Source organism: Janthinobacterium sp. GW822-FHT07H11 (genome assembly GCF_058798615.1).
On the sequence record NZ_CM179507.1, the window covers coordinates 607,057 to 631,276 of the forward strand.

At 57.0% G+C, this 24,220-nt stretch carries 19 protein-coding genes and 3 pseudogenes; 15 read left to right on the forward strand and 7 right to left on the reverse strand.

The annotated features are described in order from the left end of the window. Window positions 1-39 precede the first annotated feature (39 nt). The 5 genes from AC3RCJ_RS02680 to AC3RCJ_RS02700 all read left to right on the forward strand — a co-directional run bounded on the left by AC3RCJ_RS02680 (window position 40) and on the right by AC3RCJ_RS02700 (window position 4,983). Window positions 40-1,386: a TadA family conjugal transfer-associated ATPase gene (locus AC3RCJ_RS02680; protein ID WP_492957901.1), complete on the forward strand. Its 1,347-nt coding sequence runs from the start codon at window positions 40-42 to the stop codon at window positions 1,384-1,386. Window positions 1,387-1,464: 78 nt separating this feature from the next. After that, entirely contained in the window at window positions 1,465-2,442 is a 978-nt protein-coding gene (locus tag AC3RCJ_RS02685) for a type II secretion system F family protein (protein ID WP_492957903.1), read from the forward strand. Between the two features lie 75 nt (window positions 2,443-2,517). After that, window positions 2,518-3,456, forward strand: a complete 939-nt coding sequence (locus AC3RCJ_RS02690) for a type II secretion system F family protein (RefSeq protein WP_492957905.1) — start codon at window positions 2,518-2,520, stop codon at window positions 3,454-3,456. A 10-nt stretch (window positions 3,457-3,466) separates the two neighbouring features. Further along, the gene (locus tag AC3RCJ_RS02695) at window positions 3,467-4,537 is read left to right on the forward strand and encodes a LytR C-terminal domain-containing protein (RefSeq protein ID WP_492957907.1); all 1,071 of its coding nucleotides are present in this window, start codon (window positions 3,467-3,469) and stop codon (window positions 4,535-4,537) included. A gap of 146 nt (window positions 4,538-4,683) precedes the next feature. Beyond that, complete coding sequence (locus tag AC3RCJ_RS02700; protein WP_492957909.1) at window positions 4,684-4,983, forward strand: BON domain-containing protein; 300 nt, start codon at window positions 4,684-4,686, stop codon at window positions 4,981-4,983. Between the two features lie 171 nt (window positions 4,984-5,154). On the opposite strand, the gene AC3RCJ_RS02705 is transcribed toward AC3RCJ_RS02700, so the two are convergent. Continuing rightward, the gene (locus AC3RCJ_RS02705; protein WP_492957911.1) at window positions 5,155-6,147 is read right to left on the reverse strand and encodes an EDSAP-1 family PEP-CTERM protein; all 993 of its coding nucleotides are present in this window, start codon (window positions 6,145-6,147) and stop codon (window positions 5,155-5,157) included. Window positions 6,148-6,390: 243 nt separating this feature from the next. Continuing rightward, a complete protein-coding gene (locus tag AC3RCJ_RS02710; protein WP_492957913.1) occupies window positions 6,391-6,765 on the reverse strand; it encodes a hypothetical protein in 375 nt (124 codons plus the stop codon). 167 nt (window positions 6,766-6,932) lie between these two features. Between AC3RCJ_RS02710 and AC3RCJ_RS02715 the strand changes: the two genes are divergently transcribed. Then, window positions 6,933-7,244 (forward strand): hypothetical protein, encoded by a 312-nt coding sequence (locus tag AC3RCJ_RS02715; RefSeq protein WP_492957915.1) that lies wholly within the window; start codon window positions 6,933-6,935, stop codon window positions 7,242-7,244. A gap of 14 nt (window positions 7,245-7,258) precedes the next feature. Here AC3RCJ_RS02715 and AC3RCJ_RS02720 read toward each other — a convergent pair whose 3' ends face one another. Continuing rightward, window positions 7,259-7,465 (reverse strand): dodecin, encoded by a 207-nt coding sequence (locus AC3RCJ_RS02720; protein WP_092798646.1) that lies wholly within the window; start codon window positions 7,463-7,465, stop codon window positions 7,259-7,261. Between the two features lie 370 nt (window positions 7,466-7,835). On the opposite strand from AC3RCJ_RS02720, the gene AC3RCJ_RS02725 reads away from it, so the two are divergent. Then, window positions 7,836-8,423 carry a hypothetical protein gene (locus AC3RCJ_RS02725; RefSeq protein ID WP_492957917.1) on the forward strand — a complete coding sequence of 196 codons (588 nt, stop codon included), beginning with the start codon at window positions 7,836-7,838 and terminating at the stop codon, window positions 8,421-8,423. Here AC3RCJ_RS02725 and AC3RCJ_RS02730 read toward each other — a convergent pair. Further along, a complete protein-coding gene (locus AC3RCJ_RS02730) occupies window positions 8,420-8,725 on the reverse strand; it encodes a hypothetical protein (protein WP_492957919.1) in 306 nt (101 codons plus the stop codon). The genes AC3RCJ_RS02725 and AC3RCJ_RS02730 overlap by 4 nt on opposite strands. A 357-nt stretch (window positions 8,726-9,082) precedes the next feature. Here AC3RCJ_RS02730 and AC3RCJ_RS02735 point away from each other — a divergent pair, with 357 nt between their 5' ends. Further along, window positions 9,083-10,420 carry a tyrosine-type recombinase/integrase gene (locus AC3RCJ_RS02735; RefSeq protein WP_492957921.1) on the forward strand — a complete coding sequence of 446 codons (1,338 nt, stop codon included), beginning with the start codon at window positions 9,083-9,085 and terminating at the stop codon, window positions 10,418-10,420. Window positions 10,421-10,955: 535 nt separating this feature from the next. Beyond that, a pseudogene (locus tag AC3RCJ_RS02740) lies at window positions 10,956-11,972 on the forward strand (IS30 family transposase). Window positions 11,973-12,475: 503 nt separating this feature from the next. Here AC3RCJ_RS02740 and AC3RCJ_RS02745 read toward each other — a convergent pair. Further along, window positions 12,476-13,225: a hypothetical protein gene (locus AC3RCJ_RS02745; RefSeq protein ID WP_492957923.1), complete on the reverse strand. Its 750-nt coding sequence runs from the start codon at window positions 13,223-13,225 to the stop codon at window positions 12,476-12,478. A gap of 1,301 nt (window positions 13,226-14,526) precedes the next feature. Here AC3RCJ_RS02745 and AC3RCJ_RS02750 point away from each other — a divergent pair. Continuing rightward, window positions 14,527-15,504 carry an IS481 family transposase gene (locus AC3RCJ_RS02750; RefSeq protein ID WP_492965268.1) on the forward strand — a complete coding sequence of 326 codons (978 nt, stop codon included), beginning with the start codon at window positions 14,527-14,529 and terminating at the stop codon, window positions 15,502-15,504. Window positions 15,505-15,760: 256 nt separating this feature from the next. On the opposite strand, the gene AC3RCJ_RS02755 is transcribed toward AC3RCJ_RS02750, so the two are convergent. Then, window positions 15,761-17,473 (reverse strand): hypothetical protein, encoded by a 1,713-nt coding sequence (locus tag AC3RCJ_RS02755; RefSeq protein WP_492965200.1) that lies wholly within the window; start codon window positions 17,471-17,473, stop codon window positions 15,761-15,763. 165 nt (window positions 17,474-17,638) lie between these two features. Continuing rightward, window positions 17,639-18,616 carry an IS481 family transposase gene (locus AC3RCJ_RS02760; protein ID WP_492965269.1) on the reverse strand — a complete coding sequence of 326 codons (978 nt, stop codon included), beginning with the start codon at window positions 18,614-18,616 and terminating at the stop codon, window positions 17,639-17,641. A gap of 459 nt (window positions 18,617-19,075) precedes the next feature. Here AC3RCJ_RS02760 and AC3RCJ_RS02765 point away from each other — a divergent pair. From AC3RCJ_RS02765 to AC3RCJ_RS02785, 5 genes and pseudogenes are all read left to right on the forward strand, one after another. Next, a pseudogene (locus AC3RCJ_RS02765) lies at window positions 19,076-20,060 on the forward strand (IS5 family transposase). A 285-nt stretch (window positions 20,061-20,345) separates the two neighbouring features. Continuing rightward, complete coding sequence (locus AC3RCJ_RS02770) at window positions 20,346-21,347, forward strand: hypothetical protein (protein ID WP_492957015.1); 1,002 nt, start codon at window positions 20,346-20,348, stop codon at window positions 21,345-21,347. After that, window positions 21,256-22,731 carry a hypothetical protein gene (locus AC3RCJ_RS02775; RefSeq protein WP_492957014.1) on the forward strand — a complete coding sequence of 492 codons (1,476 nt, stop codon included), beginning with the start codon at window positions 21,256-21,258 and terminating at the stop codon, window positions 22,729-22,731. The genes AC3RCJ_RS02770 and AC3RCJ_RS02775 overlap by 92 nt, the downstream gene beginning before the upstream one ends. 92 nt (window positions 22,732-22,823) lie before the next feature. Next, window positions 22,824-23,732, forward strand: coding sequence for a phospholipase D family protein (locus tag AC3RCJ_RS02780; protein WP_492957013.1), 909 nt, complete (start codon window positions 22,824-22,826; stop codon window positions 23,730-23,732). 72 nt (window positions 23,733-23,804) lie between these two features. Next, a pseudogene (locus AC3RCJ_RS02785) lies at window positions 23,805-24,045 on the forward strand (IS5/IS1182 family transposase); the annotation flags it as partial. Between the last annotated feature and the right edge of the window lie 175 nt (window positions 24,046-24,220).

Sequence of the window (24,220 nt, forward strand, 5' to 3'; positions counted from 1 at the left end):
AGCGGCTCCCGCCGGGAGCCATCATCATGGGAGACGGAGATGACTTTACGCGAACGCCTGGCGGCCAACGAACAGGCGCGTCCCGCCAGCGAAGGACAGGGCACGCTGGCGCTGCACGCCTACCAGGAATTGAAGAAAACCATGCACCAGACGATACTCGACCGTATCGACCTGGAGCGCCTGAAGCGCCTGACGGCCGAGCAGTTCAAGCATGAACTGGCGCTGCTGGTGCAGCGCGTGATCGAGGAGGAGCGCATCGTCCTCAACCAGCATGAGCGGCATAGCCTGGTGCTCGACATCCAGCACGAGATGCTGGGCTTCGGCCCGCTCGAGCCGCTGCTGGCCGATCCGGGCGTGTCCGACATCCTCGTCAATACCTGCGACAAGGTATACGTGGAGCGGGGCGGGCGCCTGCAGCTGACCGACGTCACCTTCCACGACAATGCGCACCTGATGAAGATCATCGAGAAAATCGTCTCGCGCGTGGGCCGCCGCGTCGACGAATCGAGCCCCATGGTCGACGCGCGCCTGCCCGACGGCTCGCGCGTGAATGCCATCATCCCGCCGCTGGCCGTCGACGGCCCGATCCTGTCGATCCGCCGCTTCGCCGTGCAGCCTTTGAGCATCGCCAACCTGCTCGACTACAAGAGCCTGACGCCGCCCATGGTGCAGGTGCTGCAGGCGCTGGGCCAGGCGAAGGTCAACATCCTGATCTCGGGCGGCACCGGCAGCGGCAAGACGACCCTGCTCAATGTGCTGTCCGGCTTCATTCCCGGCAGCGAGCGCATCGTCACCATCGAGGATGCGGCCGAACTGGCGCTGCGCCAGCCGCACGTGGTGCGCCTGGAAACGCGGCCGCCGAATATCGAGGGCAAGGGGGAAGTATCGCAGCGCGCGCTGGTGCGCAATGCGCTGCGCATGCGCCCCGACCGCATCATCCTGGGCGAGGTGCGCGGCGCCGAGGCGCTCGACATGCTGCAGGCGATGAACACGGGCCATGAGGGCTCGCTGGCGACGATCCACTCGAACACGGCGCGCGACGCGCTGGCGCGGCTGGAAAACATGGTCGGCATGGCCAACGTCAACCTGACGCCGCGCGCCACGCGCCAGCAGATCTGCTCGGCAGTGACGGTGGTGATGCAGGTGTCGCGCCTGACCGACGGCGGGCGCAAGCTGGTCAGCCTGCAGGAGGTGACGGGCATGGAGGGCGACATCATCGCCATGCATGAAATCTTCCACTTCGAGCAGACGGGCGTCGATGCCAACGGCAAGGTGCTGGGCCATTTCTGCGCCACCGGCGTGCGGCCGCGCTTCACGGAGCGCCTGCGCATGTTCGGCGTGCCGGTGCCGGACAGCGTGTTCGACCCGGACCGCATCTACGAATGACAAGCCGGCCGCGCGGCGCGCCTTGCGGCCACCGATTGCCGCCGCCACGGTATTGTTCGACGTTCCAAGGAGGGGACCATGGACCTGGTGTTCTACGGCTTTGCCGTGCTGCTGTTTGCCGCCTGCATCCTGATGGTGGAAGGGGCCTGGCTATGGTGGTCCGGCACGCATGGCAGCGCGGCGCGGCGCATCAGCCGGCGCCTGCGCCTGATGGCCGCGCGCGGCGAGGCCGGCGGCGAGCGCGTGTCCATCCTCAAGCAGCGCCGCTATGCGCAGGCGCCGGGCCTGGACCGGCTGCTGCGGCGCCTGCCGCAGGCGGCAAAGCTCGACCATGTATTGCTGCAATCGGGCTTGCCCTGGTCGGTCGCGCAATTCCTGGCCGGCATGGGGGCGCTGTTGCTGGCGGCGCTGCTGTTGCTGGCGGCCTGGCCGATGCCCGTGCCCGGCGCCTTGCTGCTGCTGGCGATGGCGGCCGGCGGGCCAAGCCTGTTCGTGCTGCGCGCGCGCACGGCACGGCTGCAAAAGATCGAGGCGCAGCTGCCGGAAGCGGCCGATTTCCTCGCCCGCGCGCTGCGCGCCGGCCACTCGTTCTCGAACGTGCTGCAAATGGTGGGCGATGAATTGAACGAGCCCATCAGCGGCGAATTCAAGATGGCGCACGAAGAGATCAATTACGGCGTGCCGATGAACGAGGCGCTGCAGAACCTGGCCGCGCGCATCCCGTTGACGGACTTGCGCTATCTGGTCATCGCCGTGCTGGTGCAGCGCGAATCGGGCGGCAACCTGGCCGAAGTCCTGCTGAGCATCGCGCGCATCATCCGCGCCCGCCTGAAACTGCTGGGACAGGTGCGCGTGCTGTCGGCCGAAGGCCGCATGTCGGCCTGGGTGCTGGGCCTGATGCCGGTGGTGATGATCGGCGTCATGTCGCTGGTAAATCCCCAGTACATCAGCCTGTTATGGACCGATCCCAGCGGCATACGCCTGCTGTGGTATGCGGCCGGCATGGTGGCGCTGGGCGTGGTGTGGATGCGCAAGGTCATCCGCATCCGCATCTAGCGCCTATCCGAGGAGGGAGCGTTTCCTGCCGACGGCGCGCGACAGGCTCCCGCAACGTGACGAGAGGAGAGTGCCATGAGCGGCCCGCAGTTGCTGTTTTTATTGATCGTCTTCGCCGTGGTGGTGGCGCTGGCCCTGCTGGCGTGGCTGGTTTTCTTCCCCGGCACCTTGCGCCAGCGCCTGTTCGGCTTCATGGCGCCCGCCGCCAGCGACGCGGCGCCGGAAAACGGCTGGGTGGAGCGGGTGGCGCGCGTGGCCAAGCCGTTCAGCAAGCTGTCGCTGCCCGAGGAAGGCTGGGAGCGTTCGCCGCTGCGCACGCGCTTCATGAATGCGGGCTGGCGCCAGGCCGGCGCGCCGGCCCTGTACTTCGCGGCGAAGTCCGTGCTGGCACTGCTGTTTCCCACCGTGCTGGGCCTGTATGCGGCCAGCAGCATGACGGCGCAGATGCGCAGCGTGCTGCTGTTGCTGCTGTGCGTCAGCGCCACCGTCGGCTATTACCTGCCGAACCTGTGGTTATCGAGCACGGCCAGGCGGCGCCAGCGCGACATCTTTGAAAACCTGCCCGATGCGCTCGACTTGCTGACCGTCTGCGTGGAAGCGGGCCTGAGCCTGGAACGCGCCCTGGTGAAGGTATCGGGCGAAATCCACATCAAGAGCATGGTGCTGGCGCAGGAATTGCAACTGGTGCTGATGGAAATGCGCGCCGGTTTCAGCAAGGAAAAGGCGTTGCGCAACCTGGCCTTGCGCAGCGGCGTGGAAGACGTCGACACCCTGGTGGCCATGCTGATCCAGTCCGAGCGCTTCGGCACCAGCATGGGCGACTCCCTGCGCGTGCACTCGGATAACCTGCGCGGCAAGCGCAGCCTGCTGGCCGAGGAGGCTGCCGCCAAGATCGCCCTGAAACTGCTGTTTCCGCTCATTTTTTGCGTCTTCCCGACGCTGATGCTGGTCCTCATGGGACCGGCCGTGATCGAAGTCTATCGCGTCCTCGTGCCTGCCATGGCCAATCGATAAAGGAGATCCCATGCCCTTCATTTCCCGCCTGGCCGCCGCCTGTGCCTGCCTGAGCCTGGGCGCCTGCGCCAGCAACAACGCCCACGCGCCCGCCGCGCCGGCCATCGACGTGGCGGGCGCGGATGCCGCCTATGCGGCAGGGCGCCAGCACTTTGACGCGGGCCGGCTGCCGGCGGCGCAGGCGGCCTACGAACAAGCCTTGCGCAGCTTCCCGTCCCATGTGCATGCCCGCAATGGCCTGGCCGTGCTGCATGCGCAGCGGGGCGAGCACGCTGCCGCGATCGCCCATTGGCGCGCCTTGACGCAGGACGCCGGTGCGCCGCAGCAGGCGTATTTGTTGAGCAACCTGGGACGCGCCTATGTCCTCAGCGGCAACTACGCGCAAGCCTTGCCGGTGCTGGAAAAGGCTTGCCTGCTCGATCCGCTCAACCCGCTGGCCTGGCAGCATCTGGCCCAGGTGCTGGAGCAGCTCGGTGAGCATGCGCGGGCCGGGCTGATGCTGCGCCAGGCGCAGAACCTGCAGGCGCACGATGCGCGGCGCGACTATGCGTTGTTGCGCGCCAACGATGCGGCGCCCGCGACCGGCGCCGTGGCGGACGAGCATGCCATGGCGCGCATCGAGATCACGCAGGGCGACGGCATGGCCCGCCTGCGGCGCGTGCCCGCGGCCCGTAGCGCCGCTGCCGCCAGCGCCGTGGCGTCCGCGCCGGTGGCGATGCCGGCAGCGGCGGGGCCGGTACCGCGTCCGCGCCTGGAAATCCTCAACGGAAACGGGGTGCCGGGCATGGCCGCGTCCATGGCGCGCAGCCTGGCCGGCGCTCCCGTGCGGGTGGTGCGGTTGGCCAATCAGGCGCCATTCCAGGTGCCGCGCACGCGCGTGGAGTACCGGCCCGCGCAGCAGGACGCGGCCCGCCTGCTGGCGCGCCAACTGGGGACGCAGGTGGAAACCGTGGCCGCCGACTGCCCCGCCAGCGAGCTGCGCCTGATACTGGGACGCGACCTCAGCGACCCCGTGGTATTGCACCGCTATTATCTGCAGCAGCTGCAACTGGCGCGCAAGGCCCTGGCGCGGCTGGGCTGAGCCGCGCTGCCGCGGCCTTGATGCCACGCCCCCGTCTCCCTGGCGCACACTTGTTCCAGCTCAAATGGCTGGCCAGGGGGCGGTAGAAAATAGCTGTGGCGTGCGTGGCCGTCGGCCATGCGGTCAAGCGAGCACAGGGGGATGACATGAAACGTGCAGCGGGCCTGATGGCCATCGTATTGCTGGTGTTGAGCGCATGCGCCTCGACGCCGAAGCGGGAAGGGGCCGGTGAATACATCGACGACGCCGTCATCACGACCAAGGTCAAGGCCGCGCTGGTCGATGATCCGCAATTGAAGGCGCGTGAAATCAACGTGGAAACCTTCAAGGGAACCGTGCAGCTGAGCGGTTTTGTCAGCTCGCGCGACGACATCAACAAGGCGGTGGCCGTGGCGCGGGACGTGAAGGGGGTCAGCAGCGTGCGCAACTCCATGATCGTCAAGTGAGGGACGATTCCCGTAGCGACCCTATGCCAGCGGAGGCATTCACCTACTGCGATAGGCGCCAGGTGTGCACGCCCGTCGCGGCGGCCCGGGCATCGATCCGCTGGAGCTGGCCATGAGCAGGCCAGGCATGCGGCGCCCGTCGGCGGCGTGCCTGGCCTGCCCGCCTTGCGTTCAGCTGGACTGGCCGGGCTGCCGGCGGCGCGTGAATGCCAGCGCCGCCAGCCCCGTGCCCAGCAAGAGCAGCGTGGTGGGCACGGGTACCACGGCAGGATCGATCACGACGATATCGGTGCGCGTGGACTTGGAAAAGTTCAGCGTATAGCTGCCGGCCGGCAAGGCGAAGTTCGACGTCAGCGAAAACTGCGCGTAGCCGTTGGTGAAGGCGCGCGAGGTGGCCGGGTCGTTGGTGCCGGCCGTCATGTTCAGGCTGAACGGGTCCAGGCTGCCCGCGCCATGGTTGCCATTGATATCGCTGCCATTGTTGGCGTCGCCGTCGGGCGCGAACTGGAAGATCACGCCATCGGCATTCGCGCGGGACAGGCAGCCGGCGGGGCTGGCCGCATTGCACGAGATATTGAAGATATCCATGATCGACACGTTCGACTTGTCGCCCATCGTCGTCACGCTGGTGCGCAAGTCGCGCCGTCCCATGAAGCTGAAGGTGATGAAGCCGGCGCTCGACAGGGTCAGGTTGATGGAGCCGGTGAGCGTGTCGCCGGCCGTGGACGAGGCGGCCCCTATGGTGTTGCGCTGCGCTTCAGAAACGGCACTCACGCTGGCGCCGCCATTGAGCATGTTGCCGAAGGCGTGCGCGTCGCCGCGCGCGAATTCCAGCGCGCTGGTGGGCGCATAATGGTTTTGCGGCAAGCCACTGCAACCGCCGCCCGAGCACACTTGCAGCACATCGGCATTGGCTGCGGGCCCCGTATTGACGGCGCGCGGATTGACAGCCGCGCCGCCTTCGAAAAAGGCGCTGTCGCTGGCATTGCGGTTGGCGCCTGCCAGCGATAGCGCGCCGGCGCTGGTGGTGATGCGGAAATTATTCAGTTCATTGACGGCCAGGCCATATGCGCCTGCCTGTGCCTGGCCGCTGGCCAGCCAGCCGGCCGCCGCCAGGGCGCCCAGCCAGCCCAGGGTCTTGTTTCGTGTGTGATCGATGTTCATCGCAGCCTCATTATCGTGGTCGGTCTCGGAAAATCCGGGGGATAAGAATCCAGCAGGAATTGCCTGGATTCATCTCGTAGACTTGGATAAGCAGCTTGCGTGCCACGCAAAAAAAGAATATCGAATCAATGACTTGCAGAAACCGGGCTGGACTGGAAAGGCGCAAGTGTAAGAAAGGCCGACGCCGCTTGCCGCCCGCCCGTGCCGGGCCGTTACCGGCCGCCACGGGCCGCGCAACGCGCTTCAGGTGCCGCGGTGATAGCCGAGGTGCCCGCCCGCGTTGCGCGCGCAGCCGCAGCCGATGCGCGCCACTTCGTCGCCTTCGGTCAGCTTCCAGTTGGTGATGGTGGTATGGGCCCAGTCGATGTCGCTTTTCTTGACAGGTTTGACTGTCAGGGTGCGCCGTTCGGCATCCGTGTATTCCATCAGTTCTTCATCGTCGGCAATATCGAAATGACGGTGGATCAGGGCGATGCCGAAGCGGTCCAGCGCGCCGTAGCGCTGCAGCACGTCGCGCAGCTCGCGAAAGCAGGCCACGTCGTCGGGCAGCAGGGGATTGACGGCGGAAATGTCGGCAACGGGCTGCCATTGCATGGCTTGTATATTCAGGCTGTACATGATGCTCTCCTGTGCCCCTTGTTGGTGCCCCAGGCTGCCAGAGGGGCGCTGGCGCGCCGGGCAGAAATCTGAAACCTTTATTGTTGCCCGGGATGTCCGTGTCAGCCTTGCGCTGCATCAGCAATGCTGCCGATAGCTGGCGCATCGCATGCCCGTTAAAATGGGCGATGGCAAACAAAACCCCTACCTTCCCCGGCGCGCGCACGGGCCGCGGCCAGGTCCTGGCCGTGCTGCTGTCGAACCGCGACCAGTCCGGCGCCGAGCCGCTGCAAGGCCGCGTCTCGCTGGCCGCCATCGTCAAGGCCTTAAAACGCAAATATCACTGGCCGATTGAAACGCACAGTTTCCCCGCCAACACGCAGGACGGTCGCGCCAGTTGGGCAACCGTGTACAGCTTGCCGGAACAGGTGATCGAGGCCGCGCTGGAAGCCGGCGGCCGGGAGTGGCTGCAAAGCCGGGGCGTGCCTGGGCGGCGTTGAGCGCGCCGCCTGCCTTACTCTAGCCGGAAGCCGACCTTCAGCGTGACCTGGAAGTGCGCCACCTTGCCATCGACGATATGGCCGCGCGATTCGGTCACTGCATACCAGTCCATATGCTTGACCGTCAGGGCCGCCTTGGCAATGGCATCGCGTATCGCCTGGTCGCTGCTTTCGGTCGATGTGCCGACCAGCTCGATCAATTTGTAAGTGTGTGCGGACATGATGGTTCCCCAGGTAGGAAAGCCGGCCATCGCAAGGTTGTGTTCTTTGCCGGCAAGTGCCCATGGTGCGCCTAAACGCGCCGGCCGTCATGGCGCAGCGCAGCAAGGCGCGTGCGAAGCGTGAAGGCGGCTGTACCCGCGACTTGCGGATAAAACGGCCGCATGCATTGGTGCAGCGTGCCGCACGGCGGCACGTGATCGATCTCGCTCAGGAAGCGGATGTGAAGCGGGTGGCGCTATGGCCACGGGCCAGGGCAGCATCGGAAACCATGTCTGTGGGGAATAAATCAGTGCTTTCAAGCAAGTTGACATGCTATGCTATTTTATAATGGCGTGTTTGCATTGATAACCATTAAAGAGGCTGGAACTGATGAGGTCAAATTTAAAAAAAATGGCGGTAGGAATAGTTGCGTCTGGCATGCTGGTGGGCTGTATAAACAACAATCCGTCAAAAAGCGACGTGGAAACAGCCGTCAATCAGCTATGGGCCAGTTACTCATGGGAGTTCAGCTCAAATTTTGATGTCGATAGTTACAAACGCTTGAACGGTTGGGCCGATGGCGAGGATTACTGGGTGGAGGTCGCGTACCAGGTGAAGGCCAAGGAAAATTATTATGAAATGGTCGCCGATTGCGTAGAGCCCACGGCTGCCAGGTATGTCGAAACTCCTATGGGCCAGCTGTCAATGGGACTGAGCGCAATGATGAAAAGCGTTCAGGGCACCGAGGCACTGAAGGAGTATTCCGAATACAAGAAAAACAATCCGGAGCCTGAAAAAATGCGCGAGCTGAGGGCTAAATACAAGGAAGAAAATATAAACACTTCTTTTTTGGATTGTGTAAATCATTTTTCTGAAAAATCCGATATTTTCCATAAAAATTTGAAAAAAGGTGATTTGTCTGATTTCAGCATTAAGCTGCGATTCAAGAAGACGGAGCAAGGTTGGAAGAACATTTAGTTTTGCATGTTCGCATTTAACAGCTGTGCAAAAAGAACACGGACCTTCTGTATCTGGAAATGCAATTTCCGGACCGTGCTTGCAGTGGTCGGCGTCGCGATGTAATCGGCGGTGCGGCCCTTTGCTGCGGTATGGCTGGCGGACTGGCGCGCCAGATGCGTTCCATTTTCAAGTTCGGGAAGAAATGCCCGGCCACGGCATTCTCGCCGCACTGTCCCTTGCGGCGCCGGCCGCAAACGCAGCCATGCCGGCCAGCACATCGATGGCAATTCGGCCCGCTTGTATCCACGAACGCGGGACATGCCATCGCGCTCCGATGACGGAACGCACGCCTGGGCTGCAGCCGCGCAGCAGAAATGCGGCAACACCCCCGGAAACGACAAAGGGTTACAGATAAGATATCTGTAACCCTTTGATTTCCTGCTGAATTCTGGTGCCGACTGCCGGTTTCGAACTGGCCACCTGATGATTACAAATCATCGCAAGTCGGTATTCAGGACTGTTGAAGGGTGTTGAGATTTTCAAGAATATCCTTATAAATCAAAATATTACATGATTTTGATTTTTATTTCATGCAGATGACTGTTGATCGTTATGCTACCATTTGGGTTACATGGCGGTTACATGGGGCTTACACAGCACGTCTTCTTGAGGTAATAGTGAAAAAAATAAAGTTCGCGGCGGGTAGGGTAGAAGAGTTCGCCTGTGAGGGTGGAAAAAGTCAGTCATTCCTTTGGGATACCACTTCACCAGGCCTCGGTTTGCGGGTGACGTCGAAGGGCGCGAAGTCCTATATTTTTCAGGGTAAGCTGGACGGCGCCACCATCCGGCTGACGATCGGTGATCCTCGTACATGGGACATTGCCAAGGCCCAGGCCGAAGCACGGCGCCTCAAGGTACTGCTCGATAACGGCCAGGATCCAAGAAAGGTACGGGAAGATGCACTCGCTGCAGAGCGAGACGCGCACGCATTGCAGGAAGCTGCCGTTGTGGCGGAACAGGAAAAGCAGCTGCGCGAATCCGTCACCTTGGGCCGCGTCTGGCCTGAGTACATTGCCGACCGCATTGCCACGCGAGAAGCAGGCTGGTCAGAACATCATATTGCCGCGCATCGAAAGATCATTCAGGATGGTGGCCAGCCTCGGAAACGCAGTCCGGCACTGACGAAAGCCGGTCCGCTCTGGTCCTTATCCTCGCTGCGACTCATCGACCTGACAAATGAGCGCGTGGAAGCCTGGGCGCGAGAGGAAGCAAAGACCCGTCCATCCAGCGCACGGCTGGCATGGCGACTGCTCAAGGCTTTCATGAACTGGTGCGCTTCGCACAAGACGTATTCAAGCATGGTCACTAGCAATCCGACAAAGAGCGCGCGAGTGCGCGAGAGCCTGGGTAAAGAGAAGCGGCGCCATGACGTTCTTCAACGCGAGATGCTGCAGTCATGGTTCAGCGCAGTGCGCAGGATCGGAAACCCGGTCATTGCCGCCTACTTGCAAGTTCTACTGCTTACCGGCGCCAGGCGCGAGGAGCTCGCGGCACTGAAGTGGACAGACGTGAATTTCCAGTGGGGCAGTATCAAACTGTCCGACAAGGTCGAAGACTTTCGAATGGTCCCGTTGACTCCCTTTGTTGCTCAGCTCCTGGCCAACCTGCCGCGCAGGAATGCCTTTGTCTTCTCTAGTCCCGCTTCCGCATCGGGACATATCGCAGAGCCGCGAATCGCGCATAACGAGGCCATCGCGGTGGCGAATTTGCCGCAACTTACGCTGCATGGCCTGCGACGCTCATTTGCCACATTAAGCGAGTGGATCGAAATGCCGAATGGTATCGCCGCGCAGATTCAAGGGCACGCGCCGCAAGGGGTGCGCGAGCAAAATTACATTCGCCGGCCGCTGGACTTGCTTCGTGTCTGGCACGCGAAGATTGAAGTTTGGATACTTGAGCAGGCGGGTGTGGAGCTTGTATCTTTGCCAGCGATATTGCGCGTTGTGGGCGCTTAGCCATATGGGCATGTGTGTGTCCGAGATAGCGCAGGTTGAAGTTGGCGATTTTATGTTCTCCAGCGGCAAGCTACGGCAGGAAGTATCGCTCCGGACTGTCGTGACAAAGGGTAGTCGCCAGCGATGCATGTATCCGACCAACCGTGATCTTATTGCCGCGCTTGAGGACTATCTAACCCTGCGGGTCGAGCGACGCTGGTGCTTGAGCGACGATTCGAAGCGATATCGGGGCTTGCACCCAGACAGTGCGCTAATCCTGACCTTCAAAGGCTACAAGTACAGTATGAAACGCAAGCGGCGGATACTTCGCTGACGAGCAAATCGATTACGCGGCCTGTGATGCGCTGCAGAGTCACGTTACAAGGCTGTCCACTCTACATCTGAAAGTCAACGGTGGGGTAAGGGGGGGCAGGCGTAGCGAAGCGGAGCCTGCCCCCCCTCAAGACTTTTCTTTAGAGTGATAATTAATCATCGCACTGGGAAGAAGGGCAGCCTCTAAAACCAAGTGCAACACCTTCTACTGTAAGGTGTTGCCATGCCAAGAATTTATCTTCATTTAACAACCCAAGAGCGTGCCGTCGTGATGACGATGCGCCACGACCAATGCAGCATGCGCGCCATTGCTAAACGCCTCGGCCGTTCACCGAGTTCGATCAGCCGCGAAATCGGCCGCAATGCCAGCGCTGGCTCCTATGACGCGAACTTGGCACATACGCAAAGCGCTGCCCGCCGGGTGCTGCCAAGGCGCGTTCCGAAGATGGCATCCGGTAGCGTCTTGTTCCATGTAGTGCGGCATTATCTCAATCTGCTATGGTCTCCCCAGCAAATTTCCAACATACTGAAGGCCATGTGGCCTAATGAAACCGATAAAACCGTCTCGCACGAGACCATCTATAACGCGATCTATCTGCACCCGCGGGGCGAGCTCAAGCGCGAACTGATCGCCTGCCTGCGCCACCACAACCAGGTTCGCAAACCGCGCAGCCGAGGCACCGATCGGCGCGGCCAGATCAAGGACATGCAAAGCATCCATATCCGTCCGCCGGAGATCGAGGATCGCGTCATCCCGGGTCACTGGGAAGGCGACCTGATCAAAGGCGAAGCCAACCGTTCTTCAGTCGGCACGCTGGTTGAACGCACCAGCCGCTTCGTAGTTCTGGCCAAGATGGATAACGCTGGTACCAAGTCGGTCGTCGACAGCTTCTCGACCGTGTTGAACCGGTAGCCGGAAGCGCTGCGCAAATCGATGACCTATGACCAGGGACGCGAGATGCATGGTCATAAAATCCTCACCGAGCGCACTGGCGTGCAAATTTACTTTGCCGACCCGCACAGCCCTTGGCAACGCGGCTCAAACGAGAACACCAACGGCCTGCTGCGCCAGTACATGCCAAAAGGCTCGGACCTGTCGATTTACTCACAGGAAGAACTCGATGCCATCGCGCTGTCACTCAACACTCGGCCGAGGGAAACCTTGGGCTGGAAGACGCCGCTGGCCGTATATACGGAACACATGATCAGACTTCAATTGCAACCTGATTCCGTCCACTAACCAAGTGTTGCACTTGCTACTTGAGACCGCCCTTTGGCCATATCGACATCCATGAAACAAGGCCCGTCGATTCCGGTGCATCAGCGCCGAAAGGCCCTCTGTTATAAGAATGGCAAAACATCACGTTTAAAAATATCCAGCAGTGATAGACCGTTCAGCTAGCTGCTGGGGCTGACGCAATCTTTCAGTTTCTCGGCAAACCCGCTAGCTGCGACTATGGCATAGCTAATGCGGCCGCCATTGCCGAAGTGAACTTGTCGAGGTGGCAAATTTTCCATTACCTCAATCATCTGCGGGCTTCGACTTCGCATGTACGACTCCAGTTTATTCTCATCGTTTCCGAGATTGTGCCAATTGCGAATTTCGGGAGCTACCAACTCACGGTAGAGTGGTCGGTAACCTATTAGTTCGTCCGAGATAATCAAGCTGGGAATGGACGCTCGCATTTTCGCCGAAGGATAAGCCTGAAACTTGATGCTAGCTTCCGCCAACACGAATCATTACTACTTACCTCCTGCCGCAACATTCAGAGCACCACTCGCGCTATGAATTGCCCACCATACATTGGCTAGGCCAACGAGATAAATTATTTGCCCAGCGAAACGTGCACCTGCTTCATTAAAACTTAGCAAATACGTGCCTGCAAACAAAGCGATAACGATCAAAGAAGAGGAGAGGAGCGTGTCACCCGCGTATGCCAGAAACTTCTTAAAGGTAGCCTCTGGCAAAAATAAAATTGATTTTGCACAGTCGTAAGAGAAGCCAGCAGCAGCAACTGTAAGTGCGTAAAAAACTGGCATCCAAATCCTACCCTTCCATACGATTGCCTTGGCGGCTTCATCGTATTGGATCTGTATCATCCAAACGTAAGTACCCATCCCAAGCATAATCAGCGCTGAGATAATCAACTGACACAAAAGAAGTAGACGCGAGCGAGGTGCGGGTTTCGACATTGTTTTTCCACTGGGTTCGGTAATCAAGACAGTTGCGTCCGCCGCGATCACAAACAGCAGTTTGCATTCTTCGCATTCAGTTTCGCGTCCGCGAGGATCGACCAGCCAACCGTCACCTTCCGCACCGCAGTGTGGGCAATCGCAGGACGCATTGCGCGCACGGATTTGGGAAACGGTCGACACCTTCACCAGAGGTGTTACACCCTCGGCTACACCGGCCTGATTCGCGCTGGTGACCACGTCAGGATGCCCCGTATTCAAGGGACCAGAGTACGGTTTCTGGTCTGCTGCTTTGCTCATATCTGATCCGCTCCGAGGCGGCCTTTCAATTCGCTGGCTGCCGGCCAGCACGGTGCGCCAGGCGGCGCGGGTTTTTCCAAGCGTTTTCAGGCGGACGATTTGGTCGTCGGGGCACGATATCAACAGATCATAAACGGTTGTAGCGGTCGCAATGGCCGTGCTCGTTTTTCGTAACCGTATTGGATCGACGTCGATGAATCTACAATCTTAAACCTGAACGCGACAAATAGCCCGTGTTTGCCATACCAAAAAGCAAGCGAAGGTTCTAGTGGGTCCATTGGAACCATTGAAACTACATCGTTCGTAAAAGCTGCGTTACGATGATGGCTGTCTCCAACATGAGTACAGGCTTTGACGCTGTCTCATGTTCAAACCTCGCGTCCTCGATAAGTGCATACACCGGATCGGTCGCGTCCTTGGCCGCAACGATGATCTGGCCAGCGCGTTTGGATATGTCGCCGGCTGCCTTTTTGCCGATGCCATCTTTTAAGGCGAATTCTGCGTCGTCGAGAGCAGCACCACTGGCTTCGTCAATTTTGATCGTCCTTTTGATGATTTCCTTTTTCGCGTCCGCGAAAATCTTCCTTTATACGAAACCTATTTGTATTGCGATTATGGGAGCTTCTGTGGTCGTCAACCGAAGTAATTCTGTGTAAAAAACGAAGTAAAAGTATTTTCAATATGGCGAAATATCGGCTATCATAAAACGAACCTTTTAAAAACAATCACTTACACAGATTTGCGAAGTAATTGTGTAAAAAAACTGAACGTCATGCCAAAATTTTCCAACGGGAAACTACGCGAATGCGCTTGGCGAAGCTCGAAAGCGCAAAATATGCCGCTTTAACTCATCCGTGCCGAGCAATTTGATCCCATCGAGTCAGTCCATCCACGACGCACTGAATGCGTCCTGGAACTCCGCCATCACGATGCGGATGACGCGAGCTTGAACGTTCTTTGGCTTGTCTCCCCCTTGGCAGCGTACTCGGCGGCAAGCCAAGAACCCGCGGGAGATGATCAGGATTGAGCAGCCTTGGCACCCAAGAAAGGCGATGGCGTGCTGAGCCTTAGCCGATTCGGCTGGGCGGAGTGTCACTTGATGAATGAGCTTGGGTATCCAAGTTCAATACACATTCCCGACGATCGCGGCTATCGAATTCGTAAATGTTTAGTTTCGTGCGATCATATTCCTCGTCGCAGCATGGCCCTGTTCCGGGCCAAAGCTGTGCTTGACGAGTTGATCGGCGGTTTGCCACCGAGATCATCCCACCGGTTACAGCACATCGCATAAACTTCAGTCCATGAGCTCACGCATTCATCCCCAAGCCCGCACCACCCCGAAGATCCGGCAGGAAATCAAGGACTCCGGACTGTCCGACCGCGAGGCCGCCAAGGTCTTCAATATCACTCGTGCCACGGCTGCCAAGTGGCTCAAGCGGGACGATGTGCAAGACCGTTCGCACCGAGCCCATACGCTGCATACGACCCTGAGCGCGACGCAGGAGGCCATCGTGCTGTCACTGCGCCAATCGCTCTATCTGCCGCTCGACGACCTGCTGTACATTACCCGGCAATACATCAATCCCGACGTCTCCCGCTCGGGCATTGCGCGTTTGCTCAAGCGCGAAGGCATGGCCCGCCTGGAAGATGTGATTCCCAAGGCCGAGGGAGAAACGATCTCGGCCAAGAAAACCTTCAAGGACTATGAACCCGGCTTTGTTCACGTCGACATCAAATACTTGCCCCAGATGCCAGACGAAACCTCGCGCCGCTATCTGTTCGTGGCCATCGACCGCGCCACGCGTTGGGTGTTCCTGCATATCTACGGTGACATGACAGACAAAAGCAGCGTCGACTTCCTACGCCGGCTCAAACTGGCCTCACCGATCAAGATCATTAAACTGCTGACGGACAACGGCTCGCAATTCACCGACCGCTTCACAACAAAGGACAGGAAGCCCAGTGGCCAGCACGCCTTCGATAAAGTCTGCACCGCCATGGGCATCGAACACCGCCTGGCACCGCCCCGGCATCGGCAAACGAATGGCATGGTCGAACGATTCAACGGCCGTATCAGCGAGCTATTGCAGCAGACCCGATTCGACAGTCGGGCTGATCTGGAGACTACCTTGCTCAACTATTTAAAGCTTTACAACCACCACATTCCACAACGGGCCATCGGTGTCAAAACACCCATCCAGGCGCTCAAAGAATGGCAGCAAAAGAAACCGGAGCTATTCGTCAAGCGCGTTTATGATCAAACGGGACTGGACACGTAAAGAATTAGCACGGAAATCTAGCCGCCATGCGGGTTTAAGCCTATTTTTACACAATTTAGCACTTTTACTTCGCATTTTAAACATGTCGCAACTTTACTTCGCTCGCATGCGAAGTAAAAGTGTATACACCGGAAGCGCGGATGTCAGGAAATCAAGGACTTACAGGAAGCAGGGTGTGTACACAATTCCTCCGGTTGACGAATCTGACAATGTGGCCTTGGAATCAATGACTTAGGCCTGCCATGGTTTAGCAGAATTACTTTGACTCACGAGCGTCCAGCAAACTGTCTTGCGATAAATTTAGATCCTTGCGGACATTCAGCTCCCCAAAATCAGACCAACGCTTGCTACCTACACCAATTAAATTTGCACCGTAATAGCTAAAAAACGCCGAGTAGTGATTCTGCTTCGTTATCGCATCCATGCAACTCCTGACGATAATTTGCCTCTCCAGCGACACCATATCCTGACCGTACAAGTTGATCATTGGCAGCCAATTGTAGAGAGAGCGGCAATTGTCGAAAACAAACATATCTAGATACATTTCTCTGTTTTTTGCCTGATACTTTGCCCTCCAATGTTGATCGGTATTGGCATGATGAGAATTTCCCATGTGATTGACAGCAAGCTCTATCCACAAATGTGCCATCGGCACATCACAAAATATCCCTCCATGTGGATCAGGCAATGCAGATATTACTTGATCAATAGAATCAGATAACATCTCAGATAATATTTCCTTGTACGAATACTTTGCATTTCTCAACAGATCATAAAGCTGAACACTTTCGAGCAAAGAAGCCGATCTATTTTTCTTTGTAAATTGCTCATACCAATATTTGCACACAACACTTTTCGATTCCTTCAGGCGCAGCATGAAATTCCATATCGGGAATTCCTGATGGCTATCAAACACCTCTCCACCGGATAACTGAAATTTATCTTCAAGCTCGTCATAATTCGTATGTTCTTCCGATTCATAATCTTGAAGTGTCGTCATCTTTTCAATGCAAGATTTAATTTTCTGATCATCAATCTTAAGAAGCATTCGTTTCAGCGCGGGATTATTTGCAACTCTCCACATCGGCTGCATGTAGCCGGCAATCATAGCGGGGTAATGGCTTGAAAACGCACTATATGCAGCCTCAAAATTTGACCTTATTGCATTTTCGTATAGTGGCTCATCCTTTACTTCCTCAAGATATCCCTCAGCGACAGCATAGTCGTAACCTTTCTGATCGATGAAACCATATGTATCGACACCTTCGGCAAAGAAGCCGGCTTTTTCCGGGCCTAAGATCACTTCTGACTCTAAAAATGGCTGGCTTCTAAAGTAAGACGCTAGGAATTCAACATTTTCATCGGTTACGTCTGGAAGGCAGCTATTTATTACCAGAATTCCTAGATCACTCAAAGAGTCGTTTTCGAAGACGGAATTAATTGTCAAAAGAGGCTTAGATTGTTTACTGAAAAGTGGAGCCGTGAAATCCAGATAAATTATATCGAATTTAAAAGATGTTATTTTCAGTAGATCAGAAATGGAACCGTTAAATACCTTCAATGTTGGATACGTTTTCTTTGCTTGCTTCAAGGCGAACTGGTAATTCTCCTTATCAGATTCAATTGCCCACACATTCTCAACCTGAATTCCCAACTCAACCATGATTGCAAGATCATTCTCTGGTTCAGGACCGCAAAAATATGCGACCTTTAGCTGTTGTGGCCGCTTAGTCTCGTAAGAATTATTAGAAAAATCCGTCCAGGCCTCAATGAACTTTTCATCAGGATCATAATTTAAATTACCCGAGAGAATTTCATCAAAAGCATAATCCCACAGTCTACGAATGTAGTTAGGATTTAAAATACGTTGGTGTTCTCGATCAATTGTCAATTTCTTCACAGCGTTTGACCAGATTTCAACTCGACTCTTTTCCTTCACTTCTTGCTTATATGTTGTGTTATCGCTCATTTTTTCCAATTTGAAATTGAATTCTGATCTTCCTGCGCCGTTTATGTGTCGCGAACAGGGCCTGTCTTTTCACATGAACAAGAGGTGAAAAATTGTTTGCGCAGTCGCGAACTTTGTTTCCCGAAATCAGGATAGCATCTTGCTTACGAGAAAAATGCACACATTCTAACTGTCCAGTCCCGTTTGATCATAAACGCGCTTGACGAATAGCTCCGGTTTCTTTTGCTGCCATTCTTTGAGCGCCTGGATGGGTGTTTTGACACCGATGGCCCGTTGTGGAATGTGGTGGTTGTAAAGCTTTAAATAGTTGAGCAAGGTAGTCTCCAGATCAGCCCGACTGTCGAATCGGGTCTGCTGCAATAGCTCGCTGATACGGCCGTTGAATCGTTCGACCATGCCATTCGTTTGCCGATGCCGGGGCGGTGCCAGGCGGTGTTCGATGCCCATGGCGGTGCAGACTTTATCGAAGGCGTGCTGGCCACTGGGCTTCCTGTCCTTTGTTGTGAAGCGGTCGGTGAATTGCGAGCCGTTGTCCGTCAGCAGTTTAATGATCTTGATCGGTGAGGCCAGTTTGAGCCGGCGTAGGAAGTCGACGCTGCTTTTGTCTGTCATGTCACCGTAGATATGCAGGAACACCCAACGCGTGGCGCGGTCGATGGCCACGAACAGATAGCGGCGCGAGGTTTCGTCTGGCATCTGGGGCAAGTATTTGATGTCGACGTGAACAAAGCCGGGTTCATAGTCCTTGAAGGTTTTCTTGGCCGAGATCGTTTCTCCCTCGGCCTTGGGAATCACATCTTCCAGGCGGGCCATGCCTTCGCGCTTGAGCAAACGCGCAATGCCCGAGCGGGAGACGTCGGGATTGATGTATTGCCGGGTAATGTACAGCAGGTCGTCGAGCGGCAGATAGAGCGATTGGCGCAGTGACAGCACGATGGCCTCCTGCGTCGCGCTCAGGGTCGTATGCAGCGTATGGGCTCGGTGCGAACGGTCTTGCACATCGTCCCGCTTGAGCCACTTGGCAGCCGTGGCACGAGTGATATTGAAGACCTTGGCGGCCTCGCGGTCGGACAGTCCGGAGTCCTTGATTTCCTGCCGGATCTTCGGGGTGGTGCGGGCTTGGGGATGAATGCGTGAGCTCATGGACTGAAGTTTATGCGATGTGCTGTAACCGGTGGGATGATCTCGGTGGCAAACCGCCGATCAACTCGTCAAGCACAGCTTTGGCCCGGAACAGGGCCATGCTGCGACGAGGAATATGATCGCACGAAACTAAACATCTAACGACACTGACTCTACGAAGTAGGCATCAACGTGCCCGCTTCTTAAACTCCCCCGGCTTTGTTGCACAGATTGCCTTTAGGCCCAAGCGTGCCAGGGTTTCGGTAACTTACGGGCATAACTACACCGACCAAGCAGAAGTATCGAAAGACGGGGATGCGCACGTTTTCTTGGACTTGTTTACGTTGTTAACCCCAAGCTTTCACGATACTCGATCGGACTCAGATAGCCTAGGGAACCACTGATTTATTCATCGGGCCCAGTTCCCTGCTGCGAGCTGACCTGAGACAATAGCACTATGTTTACCGCCCGCGATCCATCATGCAAAAGAGCTTCTCCGACCTCGAATACGCCGCCAAGAAGAAGCTGACGCGACGTGACCGTTTCCTTACTGAGATCGACAGCCTAACGCCGTGGGGCAAGCTGCATAAGGTAATCGAGCCGTTCTATCCGAAAGTCGATGGGGCCGGTAGGCCACCAATAGGACTGGCGCGCATGCTGCGCATGTATGTGGCCCAGCAATGCTTCGGCTTGTCTGATGAAGGTATCGAAGACGCGATCTACGACAGCCAATCTATTCGTGCTTTCGTCGGCATCGACTTGGGCCGCGAATCGGCGCCGGACGCGACGACCTTGTTGAACTTCCGCCACCTGCTTGAGGCCAACGGGCTGACGCGCCAGATCTTCGACACGATCAACGGGCACTTGGCCGAGAAGGGCTTGATGATGCGCGAAGGCACCATCGTCGACGCCACGCTGATCGCCGCGCCACCGTCGACCAAGAACAAGGACGGCAAACGTGATCCGGAAATGCACCAGTCGAAGAAAGGCAACGACTGGCACTTTGGGATGAAGGCCCACGTCGGCGTCGATGCCGCTTCTGGCCTGGTGCATACGGTTATCGGCACGGCCGGCAATGTCGCCGACGTGACCCAAGCGCACGCACTGCTGCACGGCGACGAAACCGCCGCGCTCGGCGACGCCGGCTATTAGGGCGTGGAAAAACGGCCCGAAAACATTGGCAAGACGGTGACCTGGCACGTGGCCATGAAGCGCTCCAAACGCAAGGCGCTACCCAATAACAAACTGGGTCGCCTGATGGAAAAGTTGGAGCATCTGAAGGCCAGCGTGCGGGCAAAAGTCGAGCATCCGTTTCATGTCATCAAGAACCTGTTCCGTCATCGTAAGACGCGCTATCGCGGCTTGGCTAAGAACACTGCACAGCTTTTTTACCTTGTTCGCCTTTGCCAACCTGGTACTGGCCGGTAGACGTTTTACGATCACCGAATCCCGTAATCCGTCTTGATTGCAGAAAGACGTGAGGCATTGCGTCAAATTGAACGAAAACTGGCTTGAGCGGCTTGCCGGTCGAACATTTGGCGCACCAACCTCTTCAGAAAACCGAATTGATCAGCGCTTCCCTAGGGTGGCCACCGAAGCGATAAGGTCTTGATTTCAGGAGGCCATCATTCAAGTTTTTATTGCAATAAAACAAGGAAATGATAAAAATGAGAAACGGACAGACAGAGATGCTCATCGATGCATTCAAGAGCGCCGGTATCCATTTTCATCTTCATGATTAAAAAGAACAATGCTGAATTCCGACGAAGCCAAGGCCCAGCAAGAAAAGTTGCGAGCCGCCCTTGAACAATTTCGCGAGGCCATCATTACCCTCGGCAAATCTTCTGACACGCTGCACATAGCGCGGTCGGTAACCGCAGTGACTGCAATCATGGCAGTAGATGAGGTCGTCAATTCTCTGGCGGATGCTCCACAGTTGTTCTCCAAAGCCATCCGGAAGTTCTGGTCGCAAGAATCCAAGATGCGAGCGAATTCGGTCTACGACGAGGCGCTCAAGAAGGCAGCGAAGGCTGACGATGACTCGCTCGCCAGGCTGTTGGGCATCAGCACCTCTGCTCTGTATGGCGTGCTGCTATCGGAGGCGCTGCTTTCTGCGTTGGGGGCGAGTACGGTCAAGACCCTTGCACTTACGCTGGCCCGTCCCGCGCTGTCGATGGGCATCTCGTCGGCGGTGGCGGCGTCTCTGGCCGGTACGCTGGGCTCTGGGCTTGCTGCGCGAGCCGTGATGGCGCCAACGACGGCTATTCCTGTTGTCGGTCAAGTCATTGGCCTGGGCCTGTTGGCGTATTCGGCCTGGTCGCTCTACAACACCTCCCAAAAGAACGCCAAGATTGCGGAGGACGCTGCAGCGGCTTGTGCCGAAGTCAGTGAGTACACTGCCAAGCTGACGTTGCAAGGCCAGTACGTGGTGTACCTGCAAGAGCAGACTTCGGAAGTTATCAAGGCCATCAACACGGATATCAGGAAGCTGCTGCGTAAGAACGAGGCGACGAACTACCGGATGATGACCGAGGAAAACCAAGATTTGCTGGGGGGCATCATCAACAACGTGCTGACACTGTCGGCGCTGATGACCAAGACGGCTGACGACGCTATCGCAGAGGCCGCAAGAGAGAGGCCGAGCGGGAGGCTGAGGAGGCATGAGCAAAGCCAAGACGAAAGGCTCTCCTGCAGTCGACCAGGTCATAGGCGCTGGTGTCGATGCTGTCAACGCTCGGCGCATCGCCGATGAGCTGGCGGCGCTCGCTCGCCAGGACGCCTGTATGGCAGACGCTATGGGGCATGTGCAGAAGGTCTACGACTTACTGAGCGACCCGTCGAAAATCATCGGCAGTGACAAGACGAAGCACGGCGAGATCGCCGAGGCGATTGAGGTGCACATCACCAACGCTGAGGACGCTCTTGCCGGAAACAAGCCGTCCGCGACCCTGGACCTGGAAAAAGGTCGCATCGACAAGACCGACTATCGGATAGGCGACACCGATTACCAATCGAAGTTCATCAACGGCGTCCGCAAGGGGCTGGACCACATCGACGAGCACCGAGCGAAATATCCGGACTTTGTTACCAACGGCGGCAAGTACGCGGTTCCGAAGGACCAGTTTGAGATTTTGAAACGCATCGCCGCCGGCGAAAGCAAAATTGAGGGGCTGAGCGACACGAAGGTGCGAAACCTCGCCGCTCACATTGAGGAAATCGAGGCGCAAACCGGGAAGTCGTTCGAGGAGGTGGTTACCCCCTCTCGCTCGACCTACGCCGAAGTTCAGCAGGGCAAGGCCCAGGAAACGACCGATGGCCACGAGGAGCACTTGAAGAAGGATAACGAGGAGCGCAAGGATGACATTCGGACCGAGCACCAAGCCAATTGGAGCGAGGGACTGAAGGTAGCTGGCTCGGCCGCGGCCATCGCCGGCGGGGTTAGCTTCGTCAACCAGGCCTGGAACTTCCACAAGGAAGGCCGGAACATTTTCAAGGGTGAGTTGACCAAGGCCGACTGGAAGAAGATGGGGGTCGAGGTTGGCTCCAACGCAGGTATTGCGGCGGTTACCGCCGGCGGCATCTACGTGCTGACAAACTGTGCCGATATGGCGGCCCCGCTGGCGGCGGCCCTCGCGTCGGCTGCCAAGGGCGTTGGCTCCCTTGTCATCGACTACCTTGAGGGTAAAATGACGCTGACCCAGCTCTTGGAAAGCGGCCTGTACGTCTGCGGTGAAACTGCGGTCGTAAGCTTGGCTTCCATGGCTGGCCAAACGCTTATCCCGATTCCTGTCGTAGGCGCCATGATTGGGTCTCTGGCCGGCAAGGTTCTTTATCAGCTGGCCGGCAACGTCATCAAGGACCTCAAGCCCAAGGTTGCAGAAATTGAGACGCAGCTGCAGAAGGTCCTGGCGCGCTACGAGGTGGCCCAGCAGATTCTGGCACGACGCTACCGGGGACTGAACGACCTGATGAAGCTGTCGTTCGACCGAGAAGCCAACCTGCACATGGTCGAGCTGAGCGCCCAGCTGGCGGTGGCCGTTGGCGTCCGCAAAGAACTTGTTCTCAAGAACCGTGGTGACTTCCATGCGTTCATGCAAGGAAAGCATGCGCTCAACCGGCTGACGACCGTCGGTTGACGATAACTACAAAGAAGAAGCTGTAGGACTATATCGCTATAGAGGCTTCCTGGATTTTCTGTTGCGGGGTAGCCTGCTATGCAAGGATTGTTATGAAGTTTCTTCCAACTGGTGATGCGGTCCGTCAAGAGATAGAAAGCCTCCTTCGAGATGAAGTCTCTAAGCCCGCTCGCTTCGCAGTCGCATTTTGGGGACGCTCGGCTGAATATAGACTCGTAGGGCCCTGCGAGATCATCTGTGATTTGCAGTCCGGTGCATGTAATCCAGATACCATCGAGGCTTTGCGCAAGCGGCCAGGTACTGTGGTACTGCAGCGCAATGGGCTGCACGCCAAGGTCGTCGTGACCTCTGGTGGAGCGCTCGTATCCTCGGCGAACATGTCTACAAATGGCCTTGGGGTTGATGACTACGTGACGGCCGGGAACTTGGAGGCAGGAATTAGGATTAACCCTGGCACCAAAGAGTTTGCCGAAATTGAGGACTGGTTCGCAGTGGTCTGGAAGGAGGCGGTGCCCATCAGCGACGACGACGTTGCGCTGGCGCGTGAGATTTGGAACCTGAAGAACCAGGCGCTCGATGACTTCGATGAATCGAAATTCCGCAATCATATGGAGCGCGCTCTAACATCGATTTCGGCTTCTTCACTGTTGAAGGATAGCTACGCTCCTCGACACCGCATGCGTGCGGTCCGTCCTGACTTGCTGGAAATCGCTAAGGCTGCATTGCCTGGGCAAGATGACCGCCAGATTGGGAAAATCGCCACATATGCTTGCCATGCGCTGCTCTGCCGCTCCGGTACAGAACTATTCTACGCGGCGAACGATAGTGAGCCTAGTGGGAAGGTTACCGAGGAATGGATTCACAGCCGCTTTGCTAAAGTTGGACCCCACACCAAGACATTAGTCGATGCGGTACTTTCGGCTCTCGCCAAAAGCGTTGAGGTTAACTTTGATGTAAGGCGCGCTGCGCTGCAGGTGCTAAATGATCCACGATGGCCGTAATGTGGAAGAAACTGGAAACGCATTAGCGACACTAGCATAGTAGGGTAAGATTCTGGTCCAGACCGTCAACCAGGGGCTGAGGCGCGCCACGCCATACTGTATGCCATGCGGCGCCTTGGTCGTCGGATATGGAATAAGTAGACCGGCTGCTACGGCGTAGCTTGGTGGGAACCAAATGCGCTTTTTTAAGCTATTAGGAGAACAAGTGATGTCACGCGATTTCGACCGCCAAGTTATCGAGTTGCAAGTGCGCGCTGCAATCTTCAACCGCATCACTCAACTCGGCACACCGATGATGGTGGCAATGGCATAACCCGGTCCGGGGTAAGGGGTATTACGCTCTCAATTTATTTGTGCAACAAATCCACTCAAAAGCCTATATGCGTTGTGCTGGCAGCAATGAGAGACTGACTATTTGGTCATAAATATTCTTGCCAAGACGAAAAATCTCTTATTATGTAGGCCTCTAATACAAGATCCAAGCGAAT